Source organism: Actinomadura napierensis, from assembly GCF_039529375.1.
GTDB lineage: Bacteria > Actinomycetota > Actinomycetes > Streptosporangiales > Streptosporangiaceae > Spirillospora > Spirillospora napierensis.
Map to the genome: position 1 here is coordinate 1 of NZ_BAAAMR010000028.1, position 23312 is coordinate 23312.

A 23312-nucleotide genomic window follows, 5' to 3' on the forward strand; every position below is an offset into this window, starting at 1 on the left:
CCGCGCCGGGCGGGGCGCCGTCGTCGGTGACGGTGACCAGCGCGAGCGGGCCGTCACCGCCGACGGCGACCGCGGCGGATGAGCCGGGCGCGTGCCGGGCGGTGTTCGCCAGCGCCTCCTGCACGACGCGGTACAGCGCCAGCCCGACCGCCGGGTCGACGGACGCCAGGTCGCCGCGCGTGCTGAGGTCCACGGCCAGCCCGCCGGCGCGCAGCTCGGCGACGAGCGCGGCGATGTCCTCGGCGGTGGGCGGCGGCGGGGCGATCGGGCGGTCCGCCGGGGCCGGGTCGCGCAGCAGCACGAGGCCCTGGTGGACGTCCCGGACCCCGCGCCGCCCGACCCGCTCGGCCTCCTCCAGCGCGGCGAGTGCGGCGGGCGCGTCACCGCGCGCGGTGGCGAGCCGGGCCGCGCCGATGTTCAGCAGCACGACGCCGAGGCCGTGCCCGACGAGGTCGTGCACCTCGCGGGCGATCTTGCGGCGCTCCTCGGCGACGGCCTCCCGGTCGAGCCGCAGCCGCGCCTCGTACAGCGCGGCGTGCAGCCGGAAGGCCAGCCCGAGCAGCAGGAACCCGGTGCCCCACAGCAGCCAGGCGGGCCACAGCGGCAGCCCACCGGCGGCCAGGTGGCGGGCGGGGGCGACGGCGAGCGCGGCGGGGGCGCACCAGGCGAGGTCGCGGGTCCGCGCGAGGATCGCGAGGTGCGCCCAGGCCGGGGCGGTCGCGACGGCGAGCGCGCCGTCGGCGTAGGAGCCCTCGGCGAACGGGAAAGGCCGGAAGCCTCCGAGATCGCTCGCGGACGGCGCCGCGGCGAGCAGCAGAAGCACGCCGAGGACCGTCCACGGCACGAGAACGGACGGGATGCGCCACGGCAGCGCCGCCTGGTACGCCCACAAAGCGATGTAGGCGGCGACCACCACGGTCCGGGCGGCGGGGGAGGGCGACAGGGCGACGGCGAGCAGGGCCCATGCGACGCCCACGCAGCCGAAGAAGCGCAGCACGGGCCACGGCGGCGGGTTGCCGAGGAAGAAGGCCCTGACCCGTCGCATGGCGTCGATCCTAAGGAGCGCGTGGCGGCCCGTCATCGGCCCGCGGTCGCAGTGGCACCACGACCGCGGTCATAGCCGGATCGGCGACCGCCGTCCGATGCGGCGGCGGGCGCGCGGCGGTGACGCTGGCGGCATGAGGATGCGATCGATCTCCAGGATGGCGCGGCTGTCGGCGGTGCCGCTCGGCGCCGCGCGCCGGCTCGCGTGGGCGGGCGGCCTGCGGGCGCTCGGCCGGCTGACCGACGAGTCCGCGCTCGACCTGCACGAACGCACCGCGGACCAGCTCGTCGAGGTGCTCGGCGGGCTGCGCGGCGGGGTGCTGAAGTTCGGCCAGGTCCTGTCGGTCTACGAGACGGTGATGCCGCCGAAGGTGTCGGCGGTGTACCGGGGGCGGCTGGCGGCGCTGCAGGAGTCCGTCCGCCCGGAGCCCGCCGAGACGGTGGAGCGCGTCATGGGCGAGGACGTGGGCCCCGGCTGGCGCGAGCTGTTCGCCTCGTTCGACATGGACACGGCCGCCGCCGCGTCCCTCGGCCAGGTGCACCGGGCGCGGTGGGCCGACGGCGGCGGGGACGTCGCGGTGAAGATCCAGTACCCGGACGCGCGGGACGAGCTGCTCGGCGACCGCGACGCCGTCGTCCTCGCGATGCGGATGTTCACCGCGATGCTGACGCCGGAGCTGGACGGCCGCGCCCTCGCCACCGAGCTGATGGACCGGCTCGCCGAGGAACTCGACTACACCGCGGAGGCCGCGGCCCAACGCGGGTTCCGGGCCGCCTACCTGGACGATCCCGACTTCGCCGTCCCGGACGTGCTGCTGCAGCGCGGCCGGGTCCTGGTGTCGGAGTGGATCGGCGGGGCGCCCCTCGCGCACGTCATCGAGGCGGGCGGGCAACCGGAACGCGACCGGGCGGGCCTGCTGCTCACCCGGCTGATGTTCTCCGCCATCGCCCGCGCCGGGATGATGCACGGCGATCCGCACCCGGGCAACTTCCGGCTGCTCGACGACGGCCGCCTCGGCGTCCTGGACTTCGGCGCGGTCTACCGCCATCGGCCGGGCGCCCCGACGCCGTTGGAGCGGTGGATGGACGTCCACCTCGCCGCCCTCGACCCCGGCGCCGGCATGGCCGACGCCCTCCGCCGCGCGGGCTTCCTGCGTCCGGACGTGCGGGCCGACGAGGCGCGGCTGCGGGAGCTGTTCCTGCGCTCGGGCGCGCCCGCGTTCGCCGAGACGTTCCGGTTCGACGCGGCCTACCTGCGGGACGCGCTGAAGGGCATTACCGCGTCGATGCCGGTGGGGCTCAGCATGGCGTTCCCGCCCGGTGCCGTGCACGCCCAGCGCGCCCTCGGCGTCGGGATCGGCGTGCTCTGCCAGCTCGAAGCCGAGGTCCCTTTCCAGGCCGAAGCCCTCCACTGGATCGAGGAGACGCAGACCGCCGGACGGCCGTAGCGGATTTTGCCCTACCCGTGCGCCGGGCGCGCATTAGTGCGATTTCCGCCAGGGCAGTCACCTTGCGGAAAGCGAGCGATGCGCGGCACGGAGGAAAGGGCAGGAATGCGGAGAAGAGGCTCGGAACGGTCGCGTGTCGGGACGGTGGCGCTGGTGGCCGGCGGTGCGGTGGGCCTGGCGCTGGCGGTACCGGCCGCCGCGTCATCCGCCGCGGCGTCGTCGGCCGCATCGGACCCGGCCGCGGCGGGCACCGTCACCTACCAGGCGAAGCTGCGTCCGCTGAACCACCAGACCGGGTCGGGGTGGCTGAGGCTGCGGCTGCGCGGCGCCACCGCGACCATCACCGAGCACTACTCCGGGCTGGCCGGGAAGCTCAACGGCAAGCCGTATCCGCACCTCCAGCACATCCACGGCGGTGCCCGGGGCATGTGCCCGGGGATGTCCGCCGACAAGAACGGCGACGGCGTGGTCAGCACGGTTGAGGGGCAGCCGTCCTACGGCCCGATCCAGACGACCCTGTCGGTGCGGGGCGGCGTGACCCCGCAGGCGGGCACCGACCTGACGATCGCCCCGAAGGGGCCGAGCGTGCACTACCGGCGGACCATCACCCTGAGCCCGGCCGCCGTGGCGTCGCTGCGCAAGGGCATCGCGGTCGTGGTGGTGCGCGGGGACGACCCGAAGACGCTGAGCCGCAAGGCGCAGAAGGAGAAGAGCGAGCTGGTGCCGTCGCTGCCGCTGGCCGTGACCTCGCCCGCGCTGTGCGGTGTGCTCAAGGCCATGCCGGTGGGTGGTGCCGGAGCGGGCGCCGGCACCACCGCGGTCACCGATCACGCGACGGGCGCGTGGCTGTTCGGTACGGGCGCGGGCCTCGCGGGCGCCGGGGCGCTGGCGCGCGTCCTGCTCGTCCGGCGGCGGGACCGGGCGGCGTACCGGCCCGCATGAAGATCATTGCAGTAGCGCGCGGCGACCGTCAGGCCCTGGTCTTGGGTCTGGCGGCGGCCACCTGCGGGATCGCCGCCGTGACGACGACGGTCATCGGGCACCGCGACCCGGCACCGCAGGCGCCGGCCACGCCGCGCACCTGGGCTCCGCCGAAGAAGCCGGGCCCGGCCGGCGCACCCGCGCTGCCCGCCGCGCCGCCCACCCGGCTCACGATCCCGGCGCTCGGCGTCCACGCCCGCGTCGCCCGCGCCGGCCTGCGCCCCGACGGCACCCTGCAGCCCCCGCACGAGGACGAGCCCGCCTGGTACACCGGTTCCGTCACGCCGGGGGAGGAAGGCACCGCGGTCATCGAGGGGCACCTCGACTCCGCCGCAGGACCGTCGGTGTTCTTCCGGCTGGGGCGGCTGCGGCCCGGCGGGCGCGTCCTGGTGCGGCGCGCGGACGGCACGACCGCGGTGTTCACCGTCGACGCCGTCCGCCGGTTCCCCAAGGACGCCTTCCCGACAAGGGCGGTCTACGCCGACACGCCCGGCCCGTCCCTACGGCTCATCACCTGCGGCGGCGAGTTCGACCGCACCACCCGCCACTACCGAGACAACACAGTCGCCTTCGCCCACCTCGCCACCCTTCATTGAGTTGCGGCGTGTCGTCGTTATGGCACGAGCCATAACGACGACACGCCGCAACTCGACGGGCTCGGGCGGTCAGTGCTTGCGGCCCGGGAGGTTCTCGTACATGTCGGTGAGCTTCTGCCGGAAGCCGCGCTCGGCGATGCCGAACTTCTGCGGGTCCTTGATGCCGGCCTTCACGGCCTTCTTGGCCTGGTCGCTCATGATGTGCGGCGGGATCGGGGCGATCTCGTTGTCCACCACGAACTCCAGCACGACCGGGCGGTCGCTGGACAGCGCCTGCTTCCAGGCGTCGGTGACCTTCTTCGGCTCGTCGCAGTAGATGCCCTTCAGCCCCGCCAGCTCGGCGTACTTGGCGTACGGGAAGTCGGGGATCGTCTGCGAGCCGGGGTACTTGGGGTCGCCGCCCATCGCGCGCTGCTCCCAGGTGACCTGGTTGAGGTCCTGGTTGTTGAACACGCAGAAGATCAGCGGCGGGGAGCCCGCCATCCGGTCGGCGTACCGCTTGACGGTGAGCATCTCGTTCATGCCGTTCATCTGGAACGCGCCGTCGCCGACGAAGCAGATCACCGGACGGTCCGGGTAGGCGAACCGGGCCGCGATCGCGTACGGGACGCCGGGCCCCATCGTCGCGAGCGTGCCCGACAGCGAGGCCCGCATGCCGTCGCGGAGCTTGATGTGCCGGGCCCACCAGTTGGTGGCCGAGCCGGAGTCGGCGGTGAGGATCGAGCCGTCCGGCAGCAGCGGGGACAGCTCGTGCGCGACCGCCTGCGGGTTGATCTTCCCGCCGAAGGACTGCTTCGCCCGCTTCTCCATCACCGTGTTCCAGGTGCGGACGTTCTCCTCGATCTGGTCGCGCCAGGAGTGGTCCTTCTTGCGGTTCAGCAGCGGGATGAGCTCCTTGAGCGTCTCCTTGGCGTCGCCGACGACGTGGGCGTCCATGGGATAGCGGATGCCGATCATCCGTCCGTCGATGTCGATCTCGACGCCCTTGCAGCTGCCCTCGTCCGGTAGCCACTCGGCGTAGGGGAAGCTGGTCCCGATCATGAACAGCACGTCGCAGTTCATGATCATCTCGTCGCTGGCCTTGGAGCCGAGCAGCCCGATCGGGCCGGTGACGAACGGCAGGTCGTCCGGGACGACCTCGCGGCCGAGCAGCGCCTTGGCGATGCCCGCGCCGAGCAGCTCGGCGGTCTCGATGACCTCCGCCTCCGCGTTGGCCGCGCCCTGCCCGATCAGCATCGCGACCTTCTTGCCCTCGTTGAGGATGTCGGCTGCCTTGCGCAGCTCCTCCTTGTTGGGCAGCATCCGCGGCTGGCTCCAGCCGACGCTGGAGTAGACCGAGCCGTGCTCCTTCGGCGGCGACGGGACGGCCTCGCTCTCCTGGATGTCCTCCGGGATGATGATCGTGGCGACGCTGCGGGTCGTCAGCGCCGTCTTGAACGCGCGGTCGATGACGTGCCGGACCTGCCCGGGCGCCATGCAGATCTGCACGAACTCCGACACGTCCGCGAACAGGTTCTCCAGCGCCACTTCCTGCTGGTAGTGCGTGCCCTGGGACAGCCGCTTCTGCTGGCCGATGATCGCGACGACGGGCTGGTGGTCGAGCTTGGCGTCGTACAGGCCGTTCAGCAGGTGGATCGCGCCCGGCCCGGACGTCGCGGTGCACACCCCGACCTCGCCGGTGAACTTGGCGTGGGCGCAGGCCATGAAGGCGGCCATCTCCTCGTGCCGGGTCTGGATGAACTCCGGATGGCCCTTGGCGCGGTCGAACGCGCCGAGCATCCCGTTGATGCCGTCGCCCGGGTATCCGAAGACCCGCTCGATGCCCCATTCGCGCAGCCGCTCGAGCACGTAGTCGGCTACCTGCTGCCCCATGATCTCTCCCAGATGTCGGTCGATCGGATGTCGGTCGATGCGCGTGTCGTCCACTCGCCACGTCCCCGAGGAAGGGGAAGGCAAACAGGGAGCGCCTTCCGGACGGCCGGATCGTTTCGCCGCCGCCTCCGGCGGTACTTAGAGGCAGACGAGAGGGGGAGCGGCGATGAGCACGGGAAGCGGGATCCCCGTCGACGGCATCGCGGTCCACGCCTTCGAGCTGCCGACGGACGGTCCGGACGGCGCCGAGGAGGACGGCACCCTGCGCTGGGAGTCGACGACCATGGTGCTGGTCGAGGCGAGCGCGGGCGGGCGGACCGGGATCGGCTACACCTACGGCAGCACCGCCGTGGCGACGCTCATCGAGTCGAAGTTCGCCTCCCTGGTGAAGGGCGCGGACGCGCTCGCCCCGGCCGCCGCGTGGCACCGGATGTTCGCCGCGATCCGCAACGCCGGCCGCCCCGGCGTCGGCGCCATGGCGGTGTCGGCGGTCGACATCGCGCTGTGGGACCTGAAGGCCCGGCTGCTGGACCGGCCGCTGTTCCAGGTGCTGCCGAGCTTCCACGACCACGTCCCGGTGTACGGCAGCGGCGGGTTCACCAACTACCCGCTCGACCGGCTCACCGGGCAGCTCGCCGGCTGGGTGGAGCAGGGCATCCCGCGCGTCAAGCTGAAGATCTCCCGCTCCCAGGAGGACGACCCGCGCCGGCTCACCGCCGTCCGCGAGGCGATCGGCCGCGGCCCCGACCTGTACGTCGACTCCAACGGCGCGCTGACCCGCAAGGACGCCCTGTACTGGGCGCGCCGGCTGGCCGAGGAATGGGACGTGCGCTGGTTCGAGGAGCCGGTCAGCTCCGACGACACCGAGGGCCTGCGGCTCGTCCGCGAGCACGGGCCGGGACGGCTGGAGGTCGCCGCCGGCGAGTACGGGTTCGTGCTGAAGGACTTCGCGGACCTGCTGGACGGCCCGTCCGTCGACTGCCTGCAGGCCGACGTCACCCGCTGCGGCGGCGTCACCGGGCTGCTGCAGGTCGCGGGCCTTTCCGCGGTCCGGCAGATCGGCCTGTCGGCGCACTGCGCCCCGGCCGTGTCGGCGCACGCGTTCTGCGCCGTCGAAAGGCTGCGCCACCTGGAGTACTTCCACGACCACGTGCGCTTCGAGCACCTGGTCTTCGACGGAACGCTCAGCCCCGAGGGCGGCGCGCTGCGGCCCGCCGCCGACCGTCCCGGCCTCGGCCTGGACGTCAAGTGGGCGGACGCCGGCAAGTACCGGGTGCACGGCGGCTGAGCCCCACCCGCCCCCCCGGCCAACGAACGACGAAAGCGAGGACGACGCAGATGGCACGCACGCGGTCCGCGACCATGCAGGTGCCGGCGAAGACGGTTCCCTCGATGCCCGGGCCGCCGCGTGGCAGCCAGGTCATCGCGGTCGGGAGGCTGGCGAAGGAGCTGGAGAAGGCCGTCGACGGCGAGGTCCGCTTCGACGACGGGGCCCGCGCGCTGTACGCCAACGACGCCTCGAACTACCGGCAGGTCCCGATCGGCGTCGTCGTCCCGAAGACGCTGGACGACGTGGTGGCCGTCCACCGGATCTGCAAGGAGTACGGCGCGCCGGTGCTGAACCGGGGCGGCGGGACGAGCCTGTCCGGCGAGACGGTCAACTACGCGGTCGTGATCGACCACTCCAAGTACCTCACCCGCATCGGCGAGCTGGACGAGAAGAACGGCCGCGTCACCTGCGAGCCCGGCGTCATCAACGAGGAGCTGAACCGGCATACCGGCGAGAAGGCGGGGCTGGTGTTCGGGCCGGACCCGTCCTCGCACTCGCGGTGCGTGATCGGCGGCAACATCGGCAACAACTCCTGCGGCATCCACTCGGTGCAGTCGCAGCTGTACGGGCCGGGCCCGCGGACGTCCGACAACGTCCACGCGCTGGAGGTCGTCACCTACGGCGGCGACCGGTTCTGGGTGGGCGTCAACGAGGAGGACCAGCTCGACGACATCATCGCGGCGGGCGGCCGCAAGGGCGAGATCTACGCGGCGCTGCGCGACCTGCGCGACCGCTACGCCGACGCGATCCGCGCGGGCTTCAAGTCGGTGGAGGAGGTGCCGCGCCGCGTCTCCGGGTTCAACCTGGACGAGCTGCTGCCGGAGCGGGGCTTCAACGTCGCGCGCGCCCTGGTCGGCACCGAGAGCACCTGCGCGACCGCGCTGCAGGCCGTCCTGCTGCTCACCCCGGCGATGCTGGAGCGCACGCTGGTCGTGGTCGAGTACGAGGACCTCGCGGACGCCGCCGAGCACACCGGCGAGATGATCGAGAAGTTCCGCCCGATCGGGCTGGAGGCGCTCGACCGCAAGCTGATCAACGACCAGCAGATGCAGGACAAGAACCTGTCCGACCTCGAGGAGCTGCCCCGGCAGGGGGGCGGCGCGTGGCTGCTGGTCCAGTTCGGCGCCGACACCGAGGAGGAGTCGGTCGGGCAGGCGGAGCGGTTCGTGCAATGGCTGGTGGAGGAGAAGGGCTATGACCGCGACCGCGTCCTGCTGAAGAAGAGCGAGCAGGAGGGCGGCACCAGCCAGGACCTGTGGACGATCCGCGAGGCCGGCCTCGGCTCCACCGCGTTCCCGCCCGGCAAGGACCACTGGCCCGGCTGGGAGGACTCGGCCGTCCCGCCGTCCAAGACCGGCGAGTACGTGCGGGCGCTCCGCAAGGTGATGGACCAGCACGGCATCGACGGCGCCATGTACGGGCACCTCGCGCAGGGCTGCATCCACTCGCGGATGAGCTTCGACCTGCGCACCGCCGACGGCCTGGCCACCTACCGCGCGTTCATGGAGGACGCCGCGGACCTCGTCACCTCCTACGGCGGGTCGGTGTCCGGCGAGCACGGCGACGGGCAGCAGCGCGGCGAGCTGCTGGAGAAGCAGTTCGGCCCGGAGCTGATCCAGGCGATGCGCGAGTTCAAGCGCATCTGGGACCCGGACGCCAAGATGAATCCCGGCAAGGTCGTCGACGCCTACAAGATGGACGAGAACCTCAAGCTCGGCACCGGCTACAACCCGCCGCGCCCGGAGGTGAAGTTCGCCTACACCGAGGACGGCGGCGACTTCGCGCACGCCGCGCTGCGCTGCGTCGGCGTCGGCAAGTGCCGCGTCCCGCAGGCGTCCACCACGATGTGCCCGAGCTACCAGGTCACCCGCGAGGAGAAGCACACCACGCGCGGCCGGGCCCGGCTGCTGTTCGAGATGCTGCAGGGCGAGGCGATCACCGACGGCTGGCAGTCCAAGGAGGTCGCCGAGTCCCTCGACCTGTGCCTGGCGTGCAAGGGCTGCACCAGCGACTGCCCGGTCAACGTGGACATGCCGACCTACAAGTCGGAGTTCCTGTACCACCACTACAAGTCGGCGCGGCGGTGGCGCCCGCGCTACGCCTACGCGTTCGGCTTCATCGACCAGGCCGCCCGGCTCGCGTCCCGCATGCCGGAGATCGCGAACCTCGCGACCCACACGCCGGGGCTGGCGCGGCTGGCGAAGCTGGCCGGCGGCATCGACCGGCACCGCCCGCTGCCGCGCTTCGCGCCGATGACGCTGCAGCGGTGGTTCGCCGAGCGCGGCGGCACCGCGAACCCGCACGGCCGGCCGGTCGTGCTGTTCCCCGACACCTTCAACAACCACCTCCACACCGACGTCGGCGTGGCCTGCGTGGAGGCGATCGAGGCGGCGGGCTGGCAGGTGATCATGCCGGAGGGGCACGTGTGCTGCGGCCGTCCCCTCTACGACTACGGCTTCCTCGACACGGCCGAGCGGTACCTGCACAACGTGCTGGACGTGCTGCGCCCGCACGTCCGCGCCGGGACGCCGGTCGTCGGCATGGAGCCGAGCTGCCTGGCGGTCTTCAAGGACGAGCTGACCAAGCTGCTGCCGCATGACGACGACGCCAAGCGGCTCGCCAGGAACTCCCACCATTTCGCCGAGTTCTTCTACCAGTACGACATCGCGCCGCCGAAGCTGAGCGGCGGCGGCAAGGCGCTGCTGTGGGGGCACTGCCACCACCGGGCGACCGGCGGCGTGGACAGCGAGCAGAAGATCCTCGAGCAGATGGGGCTGGAGACCGAGAGCCTCTCGGGCGGCTGCTGCGGCCTGGCCGGCTCGTGGGGCTTCGAGAACGGCAAGTACGACATCTCGATGGACTGCGGCGAGCAGGCGCTGCTGCCCGCCGTCCGCGACGCCGACGACAGCACGGCGATCGTGGCGAACGGCTTCTCCTGCAAGACGCAGATCGAGGACGCGAAGACCGGGCGGCAGGCACTGCACATCGCCCAGCTCATGCGGCTCGCGCGCGAGCAGGGGAACCGTCCGGTCACCGGCAAGCCGGAGAAGGCCGGAAGCAACCGCAAGCCGGCGCCGCCGCTCGGCAGGCGTGCCGCCCGCGTCGGCTTCACACTCGGCGCCGGAGCGGGCGCCGCCGCGCTCGGTGCCGCCGGGACGTATGCGGCGTACCGGGCGCTGCGCCCGCGCCGGATGACGCCGATGGAGCGGGCCCGCGGCACGGTCACGCGGCTGGTCGCGTCCAGGCGGGGATGGCCCGGCATGGGCTGAGTGCATGGCGGGCCGTCCGGGTCCGGGCCGAGGGCGCGGGATCCGTCAGAAGGGCGGCCCGCCCTGCGTCGACGCCCACACCCACACGTAGAGCAGGAAGCCGGTCGCGATCAGCCCCACCAGCATGGGCCAGTAGGGTCCCGCCGAACTCCGCCTGCGTTTGGCGTTCACGCTCGCCCCCGTTCCGTCGAAGACCATGTAGTCGCGTCAATGACGACTTCTCCGGGGAGATCGGGTCTATGCCCTGAGATGGGCAAACTCGGCGTCAGGCGGCGTCGCGCCGCGCGGGGAGCGTGAGGGACAGCACCGCCACGGCCCCCAGCGTCACCGCCATGATCAGAAACGCGTGGCCGCAGGCGCCGGCGAGAGCGCGGGCGGTGCCGCCGTGGCCGGCGGTGGCGGCGGTCAGCGCGGCGAGGCCGAGCGCGCCGCCCGCCTGCTTCGCGGTGTTCATCAGCCCGGACGCGGCGCCCGCGTCCGCCGCGGGGACGCCCGAGGTCACGGTCGTGGTCAGCGGCGTGTTGAGCAGTCCGCCGCCGGCCGACATCAGCACGGCGGGACCGAGCACGCCGCCGGCGTACCCGCTCGCGGCGGTCGCCGTGCTCTGCCAGAGGAACCCGCCCGCGGCGATCAGCGCCCCGGCGGCGATCAGCGTCCGGTCGTCCAGCCGGCGCATGAGCCACGGCGTGACGCGCAATCCGACGATCATCGTGAGCAGGGTGTGCGGGAGGAACCCGAGCCCGGTGCGCAGCGCCGACAGCTGCAGGACGTCCTGCATGTAGAGGGTGAGGAAGTACCACATCGGCACCTGGAAGCAGGCGCCGGTCAGCAACATGATCGCGTTCCCGGCCGACACCGCGCGCAGCCGGAGCAGGCGCGGCGGGAGCAGCGGGACGGCGGCCCGCCGCGTCTCGACCAGCGCGAACGCCGCGAGCAGCGCGACGGACGCCGCGAGCGCGCCGGCGGTCACCGGGTCGTCCCAGCCGCGCGGGCCGGCCTGCATGAGGCCGTAGGCGAGCAGGGCCAGCCCGGCCGTCGCGGACGCGGCGCCGGGCAGGTGGAGCCGCCCGGCCCGCCGCTCCCCGGCCGGCAGCCGCCGCGCCAGGACGATCGCGACCGCCCCGATCGGCACGTTGACCAGCAGGATCGCGCGCCAGGAGAACAGGTCGGCCAGGGCGCCGCCGACGAGGTTGCCGGCCGCGCCGCCCGCCAGGCTCACCGCCGTCCAGGTCGCGAGGGCGCGCGTCCGGCGCGGCCCCTCGGGGAAGCGCGTGGTGAGGATCGTCAGGGTCGCGGGGGCGAGCACCGCCGCGCCGAGGCCCTGCCCCGCCCGTGCGGCGATCAGCAGGCCCGGGTCGGCGGCCAGCCCGCCGGCCAGGCTCGCCACCGAGAACAGCGCGATCCCGGCGGTGAACACACGGCCCGCTCCGCGCAGGTCGGCGAGCCGGCCGCCGGACAGCAGGAAGCCCGCGAACGCCAGCGTGTAGGCGCCCGCGACCCACGGCAGGCCGGCGTCGCCGAAGCCGAGCGCGGACTGGATCGCGGGCAGCGCGACGTTCACCACCGACACGTCCAGCACGACCATGAACTGGGCGGCGCAGGCGAGCGCGAGGACGAGCCCGGCCGGCGCCGGCCGGACCCGCGCGCCCGCCAACTCCCACGACGTCAACGCACCCTCCCCTCGGAGCAAATCAATGCGAACGACTTGGTTTGTCTGCCGCCACGCTACTGCCGCTAGACTCGGCGGTCAATCCAGTGTGATCGCATCGGAAAGCAAGGAGCGGCCGATGGACCGGCGCACCCGCGGCCCCGGAGCCCGGCACGAGGAGCGGCGCCGGGAGATCGCCGACGCGGTCCTCGCGGTCGTCGCCGACGGCGGCGTGCAGGCGGTGTCGCTGGCCGAGGTCGCGGCCCGCGCCGGGGTCTCGGCGGGCCGCGTCCAGCACTACTTCCCGGCGAAACGGCAGCTCATCGAGGCGGCGTTCGAGCGCGGCAACGAGCTGAGCAGCGCCCGGATCAGGGAGGGGGCGGGCGCCGACCTCGACGCCGCGCCGCCGCGCACGGTGCTCACCGTCGTGCTGACCGAGCTGATCGCCCGCGACGCGGAGACCGAGGCGCACATGCGGGTGCGCCAGTCGTTCACCGCGCTCGCCCTCGCCGACGACGCCATCGCGGACCGCATGCGCGCCGACTACGCCCGCTTCCACGGGCAGATCGCCGGCCTGCTGCGCAAGGAGGAGCGGGACGGCGCGCTGGCCCCGGGCGTCGACCCCGGCGAGGCGGCGCCGGCGCTCGTCGCGCTCGCCGAGGGCCTCGCCTACTACGTCCTGATCGGCGTCACGTCCCCGCAGGCCGCGCGCGCCCGCGTCGCGGACGCCGTCGCCGCCCTCTACACCTGACGCGGGTCGGCGGCCGGCGCGTTCCCGGCGGCCGTGTCGAAGCGGTGCTCGCGCTGCGGCTCCCAGCCGTGCGCCTCCAGCGCGCGCAGGAACGCCTCCACCATCACCGGGTCGAAGTGGCTGCCCGCGCTGCGGCGCAGCTCCTGCTCGGCGTCGGCGACCGGCATCGGCCCCTTGTAGGGACGGGCCGAGGTCATCACGTCGAACGCGTCCGCCACCCCGATCACCCGGGCGAACTCGGGGATCTCGTCGCCGACCAGGCCCATCGGGTAGCCGCGGCCGTCCATCTTCTCGTGGTGGTGCAGGATCCCGGCGAGCGCCTCGTCCAGGAACCCGATCTCCCGGACGATCTCCAGCCCGCGCATCGGGTGCAGCTGGACGGCCGCGAACTCCTCGTCGGTGAGGCGGTCCTCCTTGCGGAGGATCTTCGTCGGCACCCCGATCTTGCCGATGTCGTGCAGCATGCCCGCGTACCGGATGGCCTCCACCCGTTCCGGGCGCATCCCGATCTGCCGCGCGATCATCACCGCGCCGCGCGACACCCGCTCGGAGTGCCCGCGGGTGGCCGGGTCCTTGGTCTCGACCGCCTGGCACAGCGCCGCGAGCGTCGCGTCGTAGGCGCGCCGCTGCCCGAACGTCTGCTCCAGCGCCCACCGCGCGACGAACAGCGGCAGCAGGACCAGCACCGCGACCAGCGGGCCGAGGTCGGCCCACAGGCCCGCGATCAGCAGCCCGTACATGCCGTACCCGACGCACACCCCGGCGAGCTGGCCGCTGTCGCGCGCCATCTCGCCGAGGTCGGACTCGCCGCTGAGCAGCAGCGCACCCGACATCAGGACGAGGTTGACCAGCACGAACGTCAGCAGCGCTCCGACGAACGGGCCCAGCACGTCCCACACCCAGCCGGCCTGCCCCGGCTCGAAGCGGGCCCCGCCCAGCGCGCCGAACACCGCGCCGGCGGCGTACCCGCCGACCGCGAACTGCGCGCCGTTGAACAGCCGCTTGACCAGGGCGACCTTGCGCTGCCCGGTGCCCACCGCGCTCAGCCCGACCAGGGCGGCGCCGACCGGGCCGAGCAGCACCACCGACGCCAGGCTCACCGCGAAGCCGAGCGACATCCGGGCCCGCTTCACGGTCAGCCGGGCCGGCAGCGAGTCGCACATGACGAACAGGGCCACCAGCGCCACCAGCACGCGCGGGTCGACGTCCCCCGGGGACGAGGCGCCGATCAGGACCGCCGCCAGGGCGACGACGGCGCAGACGTAGAGCCAGGCGGCGCGGGGCAGTCCAGGCATGCCGTCTCCCGGAGAGTTCGCGATCACTGTACGTGGTCACTCGATCACCAAAAGCATACGCCACCTTGGCTCCCGCGTGGGGCGGACCGGGCCGCCGCCCGCCGCCCGGTCCGGCTTGCCCCGAGTCGTGCTCTGGACGAAGCGGGCGAGACGTCTTATCCTCACCTGCACTAGATGCAAATGCACCTAGTGCCAAGTGGAGGAGTGAGCGTGAAGCTCGAGTTGCCCCTGCTGGGATTGCTGGCCATGCGCCGCATGAGCGGCTACGAGATCAAGAAGTGGCTGGACAGCGAGGGCCAGTTCCTCGGCCTGGACCGCCATCCCAGCCAGATCTACCGCGAGCTCAACCGGATGCAGGTCGACGGGCTGATCGAGTTCGACGTGGAGAACGGGCGCGGCGGCGGCCCGGACGCGAAGGTCTACCGGCTCACCGCGGCGGGCGGCGGGCGGCTGCGGCGCCGGATCGGGTCCGCCTACGACCCGCCGAAGCGGTTCCAGGCCCCGGAGTTCACCTGCCGGCTGCTGTTCACCTCGATGCTCGACGCCCCGCGGGCGCTCGCGCTGGTCAGGCAGGAGCTGGAGTTCCGGGTGGGGCAGGTCGCGCGCAACCGGGGGCGCGACCGCGGCGTTCCCGCCGGGCTGGAGCCCGGGGTGGACGCCGGCCGCCTCCGGTTCGTCGGCGAGGAGCTGCACCGGCACGGCATGGCGGCGGTCGACACCTGGATCGACTGGCTGCGCAGGATGGAGGCCGCGATGGGGGCGGACGGCTGGGAGGACGCGTCGTGAAGGCGGTCATGGTGCTGTTCGACAGCCTCAACCGGCGGTTCCTGCCGCCCTACGGCTGCGACTGGGTGCACGCGCCGAACTTCGCCCGGCTGGCCGGGCGGACGGTGTCGTTCGACAACTGCTACGCCGGGAGCCTGCCGTGCATGCCGGCGCGCCGCGAGATGCACACCGGCCGCTACAACTTCCTCCACCGCTCGTGGGGCCCGCTGGAGCCGTTCGACGACTCGGTCCCGGAGATGCTGAAGGACGCCGGCGTCCACACCCACCTGGTCACCGACCACCAGCACTACTGGGAGGACGGCGGCGCCACCTACCACAACCGCTTCAGCACCTACGAGTTCTTCCGGGGCCAGGAGGGCGACGCATGGAAAGGTCACGTCGCGGATCCGGAGATCCCGGACGGCCCCCGGATGATGCGGCACAAACTGTGGCGGCAGGACTGGATCAACCGCACCTACCTGCAGGACCAGGCCGACCACCCGCAGACCCGTACGTTCGACGCCGGGCTGGAGTTCCTCGCCACGAACGCCGACCAGGACGACTGGTTCCTGCAGATCGAGTGCTTCGACCCGCACGAGCCCTTCTTCTCCTACGCGGACCACAAGAAGCACTACGACCCTGACTACGACGGCCCCCATTTCGACTGGCCGGACTACAAGCGGGTGGACGAGGACCCCGAGGTCGTCCGGCACGCGCGGGACGAGTACGCCGCGCTGCTGACGATGTGCGACGCGTCCCTGGGGCGGGTGCTCGACTTCATGGACGAGCACTCGATGTGGGACGACACCCTCCTGATGGTCTGCACCGACCACGGCTTCCTGCTCGGCGAGCACGGCTGGTGGGGCAAGAACGTCCAGCCCTGGTACGACGAGACCGCGCACACGCCCCTGTTCGTGTGGGATCCGCGTTCGGCGGACGCGGCGGGGGAGCGGCGCGGCGCCCTCGTCCAGACCATCGACTTCGGCCCCACGCTGCTGGACTTCTTCGGCGTGGACGCCACGCCCCGCATGCAGGGCCGCTCCCTCGCGCCCGCCGTGGCGCGGGACGAGCCGCTCCGCGGGGCCGGGCTGTTCGGCTCGTTCGGCGGGCACGTCAACGTCACCGACGGCCGGTACGTCTACATGCGGGCCAGCGCGTCCCCGGCCAACACGCCGATCGACGAGCACACCCTCATGCCGACGCACATGAACGCCCGCTTCGCCCCGTCCGAGCTGGCCGATGCGGAGCTGCTCGGCCCGCTGCCCTTCACGCAGGGCGCGCCGGTGATGCGCGTCCCGGGCTCGGCATGGGGGAGTTCGTACGCGTTCGGGACGCTGCTGTTCGACCTGGAGACCGACCCCGACCAGCAGAACCCGATCGTGGACGACGAGCAGGAACTCCGGATGATCGGGCTCCTCCTCGGCCTGATGCGCGCCACCGACGCCCCCGCCTCCCAGTACGAACGGCTCGGCCTGCCTCTGGACGGCCCCGCCGACGCGTCCCATCTCCAGGTGCGGCGCCAGCTTCCCCAGGCGGAGGCGTCGCGGCGCCCCGTGCCCAGGGCGGCGGACTTCCGTTCCGAGTGGCCGTCGGTGAACTCGCCGCTGCGGAGGCTCCTGGACGACCCGGCGACGCGTCCCGTCCTGGAACGCCACATCGGCGTCCTGCCGGAGCGGCTGACGAGGATGCTCGGCGACACCCCGCTGGTGCGGCTCGCCACCGTCAACCCCGCGTTCGGCTCCGGTCTCCTCCAGGCGATCGACGACGACCTCGCCGCCCTCTGATCCTCGCTCCCGCCCCCGAAGCGCTCGCCGCCGCGCGAGCCCGAGCCCCAGGAGGATTCCGCATGCCCACCGACGGCAGAAGGGTCCCCGCCACCTCCTCCGATCCGGTCTCCGACCGGGCGTCCGGCAGTGTCGCCGTCCCCCGCCGCTGGCGGCGGCTGGCCGCGATCACCGGCACGCTCTGGGCCGACAACAACGAGGGCTCCGTCCTCACCACGCTCGCCCCCGTCATCATCGACGCGCTGGCGCTCCCGCCGAGCGCGCTCGGCGTGCTGACGTCGGTGAGCAAGGCGATCGGCATCCTGTTCGGCCCGCTGTGGACGTGGCTCGCGCACCGCACCGGCCGCAAGGGCGTGCTCATCGTCTCCACGGCCTTCGTCGCGGCCGGATCGGCGGTGACGGGGCTCGCGCAGAACTTCGTCCAGCTGCTCCTGCTCTGGTCGCTCGTGGCGGTGTTCGCCGCCGCGTCCCTGCCGGTCGTCACCGAGATCACCGCGGACCTGTTCGACGCGCGGGCGCGGGGGCGGGCGAGCGGCTACACCTTCGGCGCCCTGGCGGTCGTGGCGGCGGTGCTCGGTCCCCTGCTCGGGCAGCTGTCCCGGTTCGAGGGCGGCTGGCGGATCGGGTTCTACGCCTCCGGCGCCCTCGGGCTCGCGGCCGTGCTGTTCGTCGCCGTCGGCTTCCAGGACCCGGGCGTGGGAGCGAGCGAGCCCGCGCTGCGCCGGCGGACGGCGGAGCAGCGCGAGGCCGACGCGAAGCTCACCCCGGCCAAGCTGCGGAGCCTGGCGGCGATCCCCACGTTCGTCCTGATGCTCGGGCAGCGGCTCATCTCCGGTCACCTGCTGGTCACCACCTACGGTGTGCTGTTCCTGGTCAAGACGTACGGATTCAGCACCGCGACCGCGTCCGTCGTGGTGCTGCCGCTAGGGATCGGCTACCTCGTGGGGACGATCGCGGGCGGGCTGGTGACCGATGGCCTGCACGCCCGGATGCCGGGCAAGGGGCGCGTCATCGTCCTGCAGGCCGCCCAGTTCGGATTCGCCGCCACGGCCCTCGTCGGTATGCAGGTCGACTGGCATTCCATCGGCGTGTTCGCCGCCTTCTGGGCGGTGATGGGGCTCATGCAGGGGATCAACCCGGGCGTGAACCGGCCCATCGTCATGGCCGTCGTGCCGCCGGAACTGCGCGGCGCGGCGTTCGCGCTGATGCTCTCGGTGTTCGAGGCCCTCGCGTTCATCGCCTTCAACCTCGGCGCCGGCCTGCTGATCGACGCGGTGGGACTGAAGAACGTGATGCTGTGGATTCCTGGAATCCTCATGCTGGTGAACGGCGTCTACTGCGGGGCCCTGTACCGCACCTATCCGCGCGACATGGCCCGCCTGGACGCGATGCTCGGCGAACGCGAGGCGGGGAAGGCCCCATGAGCTGCTGCCAGCCGCAACGGACGCCGTCCGGCGAGACGGCCGCGTCGGAGTCGGAGGAGGTCGCGGCGGGGTCGCGGCGGGTGGCGCACGACGAGGTCGCGCTGCCCGGCGGCGAGTTCCTGATGGGCGACGCGTTCGGCGAGGGGTACGGGCCGGACGGCGAGGGGCCCGTCCACGCCGTGGTGCTCGCCCCGTTCCGCATCGACGCCACCACCGTCACCAACGACATGTTCGCCGCGTTCGCGGCCGCCACCGGATACCGGACGGAGGCCGAGCGGTTCGGCACGTCCGCCGTCTTCCACCTCGCGGTCGCCGCGGACCCGCGCGACGTCCTCGGCCGGGCGCCGTCCGCGCCGTGGTGGCTGGAGGTGCGGGGCGCCGACTGGGCGCATCCCGGCGGTCCCGGCTCCGACCTCGCCGGCCTCGGCGACCACCCGGTCGTGCACGTCTCGCACAACGACGCCCTCGCCTACTGCCGGTGGGCGGGGCGGCGGCTGCCGACCGAGGCCGAGTTCGAGTACGCCTCGCGCGGCGGCCACGCCGGCCTCCGCTACCCGTGGGGGGACGAGCTGACGCCCGGCGGCGAGCACCGCGCCAACATCTGGAACGGGACGTTCCCCGCCCGCAACACCCTCGCCGACGGGTACCTCACGACCTGCCCCGTCCGCGGCTTCCCCCCGAACGACCTCGGCCTCTACGAGACGAGCGGGAACGTGTGGGAGTGGTGCGCCGACTGGTTCTCGCCCACCTACTACCGCGCGTCCCCGAAGCACGACCCGCAGGGCCCCGAGCACGGGACGGCGCGGGTGACGCGCGGCGGCTCGTACCTGTGCCACGAGTCGTACTGCAACCGCTACCGGGTCGCGGCGCGCACGGCCAACACCCCCGATTCGTCCACCGGGAACTGCGGGTTCCGCACGGTCGCACTGTGAGCTCTGCCGGGCGTGGCACGTTCCCGGGCAAACGGGGTAATGCCTGGGTGCGGCCCCGGTCGCCGGGGCATGTATTAACTACGTAGGCAGTAGTAGGTCGATCGGGGCGAGGCCCGGGGCGTCGCCGTGTTGGGGGGCTGATGTCGTGATCGGGTCGGGTGGGCGCGGGAACGTCCTGCGGCGCGCGGTGCGATGGGGCGGCAGGACGGCCGTGCGGGCGCTGTCCGCCATGCTGGAGCCGCTGGCGCTGCTGCTGTTGCGGCCGGCGAACCGGCGGCGGGCGCGCCGCGCACCGGCCGCGACGGCCCGGAAGGTGGTCTTCCTGGTGCAGCACGCGTACGGGACGGGCGGCACGGTCCGCACCGTGCTGAACTGCGCGGGGCAGCTCGCGCGGCAGCGCGAGGTCGAGGTCGTCGGGCTGATCCGGGAGCTGCGCCGGCCGAGCTTCGCGATCCCGGACGGGGTCCGGCTGTCCTGCCTGGACGACCGGGTCGAGCCGCCCGGCGGCGTGCGCGGCCTCGCCCGCCGGGTGCTGTCGCGGCTGCCGAGCCTGCTCGTCCCGATCGGCGAGCCGTCCTACCGGCGCTGCTCGCTCTGGACCGACCTGGTCCTGATCCGGTTCCTGCGCTCGCTGCGCACCGGCCTGCTGATCACCACCCGGCCGAGCCTGAACCTCGCGGCGGCGGTGTTCGCGCCACCGGAGGTGCGCACGATCGGCCAGGAGCACATGAACCTCGGCAGCCACCGGCCCGACGTGCGCGACCGCGTACTGCGCCGCTACGGCCGGCTCGACGCGGTGGTCACGCTGACCGCGACCGACCTGGCCGGCTACCGCCGCGAGCTGCCGGACGCGCGGCGCCTCGTGTGCATCCCGAACGCGCTGCCCGAGCTGGACGGCGGGCCCGTCGACCCCGCCGCGCAGACCGTGCTGGCCGCCGGGCGGCTCGTCCGGCAGAAGGGCTTCGACCTGCTGCTGGACGCCTGGCAGCAGGTCGCGGCGGAGCATCCCGGCTGGACGCTGCGGATCTACGGCGGCGGGCCGTGGCGGCAGCGGCTGCAGCGCCGGATCGACCGGCGGGGGCTGTCGGCCGGCGCGTTCCTGATGGGCCGGACGGGCGACATGGGCACCGCGATGTCCCGGGCGTCGATCTTCGTGCTCAGCTCCCGGTACGAGGGGCTGCCGCTGGCGCTGATGGAGGCGATGAGCAAGGGCCTCGCCGTGGTGTCGTTCGACTGCCCGACCGGCCCCCGCGAGCTGCTCACCGACGGCGTCGACGGGCTGCTGGTCAAGGGCGGGGACGTGGCGGCGCTGGCGGCGGCGATCGGCCGGATGATCGACGACCCGGGGCTGCGCGCCCGGCTCGGGGAGCAGGCCGTGGGCGCGATGGCCCGCTACTCGCCGGAGGCGGTCGGCGCCGAATGGGACGCTCTGCTCGACGACCTGGTGCGCCCCGCCCCGGCGCGCCGGACCGCGCGGCGCCGCGTCCCGGAGAAGGAGGCCGGGCTGCTCTGACGGCGGCCCGCCGCCCGGCCTATCCCGTCGGCAGCAGCGCGAGCCGTTCGAAGCCGGGCGTCCACCAGCGGGTCCGGTCGCAGCCGATGGCGAACGCCTCGACGCCGGGACGCGCCGACGCCCAGTCGCGCGCGGCGCCGCCCATGACGAACGCGGCGGTGGCGAGGGCGTCGACCTCGGTGAGGTGCCGGCCCACGAGAGTGAGCGACGCCAGCGCGGCGGCGGGCCGCCCGGTGCGGGGGTCGACGATGTGGTGGCCGCGTTCGGCGGTGCCCGAGGTCGCCACGGCGAGGTCGGTCCCGGCCACCACGGCGACCAGCGCGCCGGGGTCCGCCGGGTCGGCGAGCCCGATCCGCCAGGGCTCGCCGGGGGCCGCCTCGCCGCGCGCCTGGACGTCACCGCCGCCGTTCACGCAGTGGTCGCGGGCTCCGGCGTCGTGGAGGATCGTGGACGCCCGCTCGATCGCCCAGCCCTTCACCAGCCCGCTCGGGTCGAGCCGCCCGGCGGGCGCCGCACTGAACGCCCCGCCGGTGTCCCGCTCCGTCTCCTCGCACATGGCGAGCACTTCGGCCACCTCGGGGTCGCACTCGCCGAGGACGATCTCGCCGCGTGCGAGGCGGCTGACCTGGCTGTCCGCGCGGTAGGTGGAGAAGACGCGGTCCACGCGGTGCAGCCAGGCGACGGCCTGCGCGAGCGCCACGGTGATCTCCGGGGTGCGGGGCGAGCGGATGTCGAAGGAGAACACCGTCCCCATGACGTGCTCGACGTGGTGCACGGACTCACGCATGGGCGGCGTCCAGTGCGCTCTGCAGGGACTGGATGTAGCCCTCGCTGGTGTAGGTGGCGCCGGAGACGGAGTCGATGCGTGCGTTGCCCGCCGTGAGCGCCTCCTGGGTGAGCTGCGGCACGGCGAACTGGTTGATCTCTCGGTCGCGGGGGTTCTCCGTCGGCACCTGGACCACCTTGACCGCGGTGAGCTTGCCCTTCGCCATCGTGATCTCGACCTGCACGGGGCCCCACCGGGTGTCGATCACGTTGCCCTTGTAGGTGCCGCTCGCCTTCCCGCCGGCCGTGGTGGAGGACGACGGCGCCGAGGACGGCGCCGGGGCCGCCGTCCCGGTGGTCTGCGGTGTGGCGGCCGCCGCCTTCGCGGTGGTGCTGTGGTGCGGCTTGAACGACAGCAGCAGGACGATGCCCGCCACGGTCGAACCGGTGGTGATCAAGGCTCTGCGCACGGAACGGCCCCCTCAGAACTCGAACGACTCGTGACGGATGTGGCGGCGCCGCACGCCCGCCTGCTTCAGCGCCGCGAGCGCGGCGTCGGTCATCCCGGACGGCCCGCACAGGTAGACGTCCCGGTGCCGGATGTCGGGCACGAGGCCGTGCAGCGCTCCTCCGGTCAGCGGCAGCGAGTAGCCGGCCGGCTCGCTCACGAAGTAGTGCACCCGGGCGCCCCGCGCGGCGGCGATCGCGTCCAGCTCGTCCCGCAGCGCCAGGTCTTCCGGGCGCCGCGCCTTGTAGAGGAGGACGACGTCGCCCGGCAGCGTCTCGAACAGCGCCCGCAGCGGAGTGATGCCGACGCCGCCCGCCAGCAGCAGCGCGCGGTCGTGGTGCGGGCGCGTCCCGGTGAACCCGCCGTACGGGCCTTCCGCCCACACCCGCGTGCCGGGACGCAGCCGGAAAAGCGCGGCGCTGTGGTCCCCGGCCGCCTTCACGGTGATCCGCATCCGGCCGCCCCGGACGGGCTCCGACAGCGAGTACGGGTTCGCCGCCCACCACAGTCCGGAGGCGAGGAACCGCCACCGGAAGAACTGGCCGGGGCGGGCGCCGAACTCGTCCAGGTGCCGCCCGGTCATGTAGATCGACACGACGCCCGGCGCCTCGGCGTGGACGGCGGCGACCCGCAGATCGTGCCGCAGCCCCCGGACCACCGGCATCACGAACCGGAAGAACACCAGCACCACCGCGACGCCGCCGTACAGCGCGTACCAGGCGGCCTTCGCCCAGGTCGTCCCCGCGAACTGGGCGCCGTCGGCCAGCGCGTGCCAGAACGCCAGGTAGATCGCCAGGTAGGTGGCGAAGTGCAGGTAGTACCACGTCTCGTAGCGCAGCCGGCGGCGCGCGGCCCGCGCCGAGGTGACCCCGACGCCGACCAGCAGCAGGAATCCGAGCGTCCCCTTGATCATCTCGGGGTAGTCGAAGACGATCGTGACCGTCTGGTGCACGACGTCGGTGCGCGACGTCACCGCGTAGCCCCAGATGATCAGCAGCGCGTGCGCGCAGGCGAGGCACACCGTGTACCGGCCGCCCATCGCGTGCCAGCGCGCCAGCCGGTCGGTGCCGACGCCGCGTTCGAGCGCCGGGATCCGGGCCATCAGCGCGACCAGCACCGCGCAGCCGTAGCCCGCCATCAGCCCGGTGACGCGGCCCGCCTCGGTCAGCCAGCCGTCCAGCCCGGTGACCGACCGGGTGCCGTGCCACCACATGAGCAGCACGGCCACCGCGCCGGCGTAGATCAGCACCTGCGGCCACGAGGAGGGGACGCGCCATGCCGGGCGCGGGGCGGGCGGGGCGATCCGCCCGATGTCATGCCTGGTCGTGGTCATGCCGGTCACCCTGCCAACGCAGTTTCTGAGGTTCTTCTGATCCGTGGGGGAACA

19 protein-coding genes are annotated in these 23312 nt (G+C 73.2%); 11 read left to right on the plus strand and 8 right to left on the minus strand.

Going from position 1 to position 23312, the window contains the following annotated elements; genetic code table 11:
* On the minus strand, positions 1 to 1045 hold a 1045-nt coding region (locus tag ABD296_RS17585; protein WP_344267794.1), incomplete at its 3' end, for a sensor histidine kinase.
* 133 nt (positions 1046 to 1178) lie between these two features.
* Here ABD296_RS17585 and ABD296_RS17590 point away from each other — a divergent pair.
* The 3 genes from ABD296_RS17590 to ABD296_RS17600 all read left to right on the plus strand — a co-directional run bounded on the left by ABD296_RS17590 (position 1179) and on the right by ABD296_RS17600 (position 4069).
* Positions 1179 to 2492 carry an ABC1 kinase family protein gene (locus ABD296_RS17590; RefSeq protein WP_344267795.1) on the plus strand — a complete coding sequence of 438 codons (1314 nt, stop codon included), beginning with the start codon at positions 1179 to 1181 and terminating at the stop codon, positions 2490 to 2492.
* Positions 2493 to 2597: 105 nt separating this feature from the next.
* Complete coding sequence (locus ABD296_RS17595) at positions 2598 to 3434, plus strand: hypothetical protein (RefSeq protein ID WP_344267796.1); 837 nt, start codon at positions 2598 to 2600, stop codon at positions 3432 to 3434.
* Positions 3431 to 4069: a class F sortase gene (locus tag ABD296_RS17600; protein WP_344267798.1), complete on the plus strand. Its 639-nt coding sequence runs from the start codon at positions 3431 to 3433 to the stop codon at positions 4067 to 4069. Before ABD296_RS17595 ends, ABD296_RS17600 begins: the two co-directional genes overlap by 4 nt.
* A 69-nt stretch (positions 4070 to 4138) precedes the next feature.
* On the opposite strand, the gene ABD296_RS17605 is transcribed toward ABD296_RS17600, so the two are convergent.
* The gene (locus tag ABD296_RS17605; RefSeq protein WP_344267800.1) at positions 4139 to 5941 is read right to left on the minus strand and encodes a thiamine pyrophosphate-requiring protein; all 1803 of its coding nucleotides are present in this window, start codon (positions 5939 to 5941) and stop codon (positions 4139 to 4141) included.
* A gap of 166 nt (positions 5942 to 6107) precedes the next feature.
* Between ABD296_RS17605 and ABD296_RS17610 the strand changes: the two genes are divergently transcribed.
* Together ABD296_RS17610 and ABD296_RS17615 are read left to right on the plus strand one after the other, a co-directional pair.
* Complete coding sequence (locus ABD296_RS17610) at positions 6108 to 7229, plus strand: enolase C-terminal domain-like protein (RefSeq protein WP_344267801.1); 1122 nt, start codon at positions 6108 to 6110, stop codon at positions 7227 to 7229.
* A gap of 50 nt (positions 7230 to 7279) precedes the next feature.
* Positions 7280 to 10540, plus strand: coding sequence for an FAD-binding and (Fe-S)-binding domain-containing protein (locus ABD296_RS17615; RefSeq protein WP_344267803.1), 3261 nt, complete (start codon positions 7280 to 7282; stop codon positions 10538 to 10540).
* A 45-nt stretch (positions 10541 to 10585) separates the two neighbouring features.
* On the opposite strand, the gene ABD296_RS17620 is transcribed toward ABD296_RS17615, so the two are convergent.
* Positions 10586 to 10711 carry a hypothetical protein gene (locus ABD296_RS17620; protein WP_344267805.1) on the minus strand — a complete coding sequence of 42 codons (126 nt, stop codon included), beginning with the start codon at positions 10709 to 10711 and terminating at the stop codon, positions 10586 to 10588.
* 94 nt (positions 10712 to 10805) lie between these two features.
* The gene (locus ABD296_RS17625) at positions 10806 to 12209 is read right to left on the minus strand and encodes an MFS transporter (RefSeq protein ID WP_344267807.1); all 1404 of its coding nucleotides are present in this window, start codon (positions 12207 to 12209) and stop codon (positions 10806 to 10808) included.
* Positions 12210 to 12327: 118 nt separating this feature from the next.
* Between ABD296_RS17625 and ABD296_RS17630 the strand changes: the two genes are divergently transcribed.
* Positions 12328 to 12939, plus strand: coding sequence for a TetR/AcrR family transcriptional regulator (locus ABD296_RS17630; RefSeq protein WP_344267809.1), 612 nt, complete (start codon positions 12328 to 12330; stop codon positions 12937 to 12939).
* Here ABD296_RS17630 and ABD296_RS17635 read toward each other — a convergent pair.
* Positions 12930 to 14234, minus strand: coding sequence for an HD-GYP domain-containing protein (locus ABD296_RS17635; RefSeq protein ID WP_344267811.1), 1305 nt, complete (start codon positions 14232 to 14234; stop codon positions 12930 to 12932). The genes ABD296_RS17630 and ABD296_RS17635 overlap by 10 nt on opposite strands.
* 210 nt (positions 14235 to 14444) lie before the next feature.
* Between ABD296_RS17635 and ABD296_RS17640 the strand changes: the two genes are divergently transcribed.
* The 5 genes from ABD296_RS17640 to ABD296_RS17660 all read left to right on the plus strand — a co-directional run bounded on the left by ABD296_RS17640 (position 14445) and on the right by ABD296_RS17660 (position 20652).
* Positions 14445 to 15020, plus strand: coding sequence for a PadR family transcriptional regulator (locus ABD296_RS17640; RefSeq protein ID WP_344267813.1), 576 nt, complete (start codon positions 14445 to 14447; stop codon positions 15018 to 15020).
* Positions 15017 to 16783, plus strand: coding sequence for a sulfatase (locus ABD296_RS17645; RefSeq protein ID WP_344267815.1), 1767 nt, complete (start codon positions 15017 to 15019; stop codon positions 16781 to 16783). Before ABD296_RS17640 ends, ABD296_RS17645 begins: the two co-directional genes overlap by 4 nt.
* Positions 16784 to 16845: 62 nt before the next feature.
* Positions 16846 to 18207: an MFS transporter gene (locus ABD296_RS17650; protein ID WP_344267817.1), complete on the plus strand. Its 1362-nt coding sequence runs from the start codon at positions 16846 to 16848 to the stop codon at positions 18205 to 18207.
* The gene (locus ABD296_RS17655; protein ID WP_344267819.1) at positions 18204 to 19139 is read left to right on the plus strand and encodes a formylglycine-generating enzyme family protein; all 936 of its coding nucleotides are present in this window, start codon (positions 18204 to 18206) and stop codon (positions 19137 to 19139) included. Before ABD296_RS17650 ends, ABD296_RS17655 begins: the two co-directional genes overlap by 4 nt.
* A 145-nt stretch (positions 19140 to 19284) precedes the next feature.
* Entirely contained in the window at positions 19285 to 20652 is a 1368-nt protein-coding gene (locus tag ABD296_RS17660) for a glycosyltransferase family 4 protein (protein WP_344267821.1), read from the plus strand.
* 19 nt (positions 20653 to 20671) lie between these two features.
* Here ABD296_RS17660 and ABD296_RS17665 read toward each other — a convergent pair whose 3' ends face one another.
* From ABD296_RS17665 to ABD296_RS17675, 3 genes are read right to left on the minus strand one after another with little or no spacing between them, the layout of a single operon-like run.
* Positions 20672 to 21439, minus strand: coding sequence for an FAD:protein FMN transferase (locus ABD296_RS17665; protein WP_344267823.1), 768 nt, complete (start codon positions 21437 to 21439; stop codon positions 20672 to 20674).
* Entirely contained in the window at positions 21432 to 21887 is a 456-nt protein-coding gene (locus tag ABD296_RS17670) for an FMN-binding protein (protein WP_344267825.1), read from the minus strand. The genes ABD296_RS17665 and ABD296_RS17670 overlap by 8 nt, the downstream gene beginning before the upstream one ends.
* Before the next feature lie 12 nt (positions 21888 to 21899).
* Positions 21900 to 23258 (minus strand): ferredoxin reductase family protein, encoded by a 1359-nt coding sequence (locus tag ABD296_RS17675; protein ID WP_344267827.1) that lies wholly within the window; start codon positions 23256 to 23258, stop codon positions 21900 to 21902.
* Between the last annotated feature and the right edge of the window lie 54 nt (positions 23259 to 23312).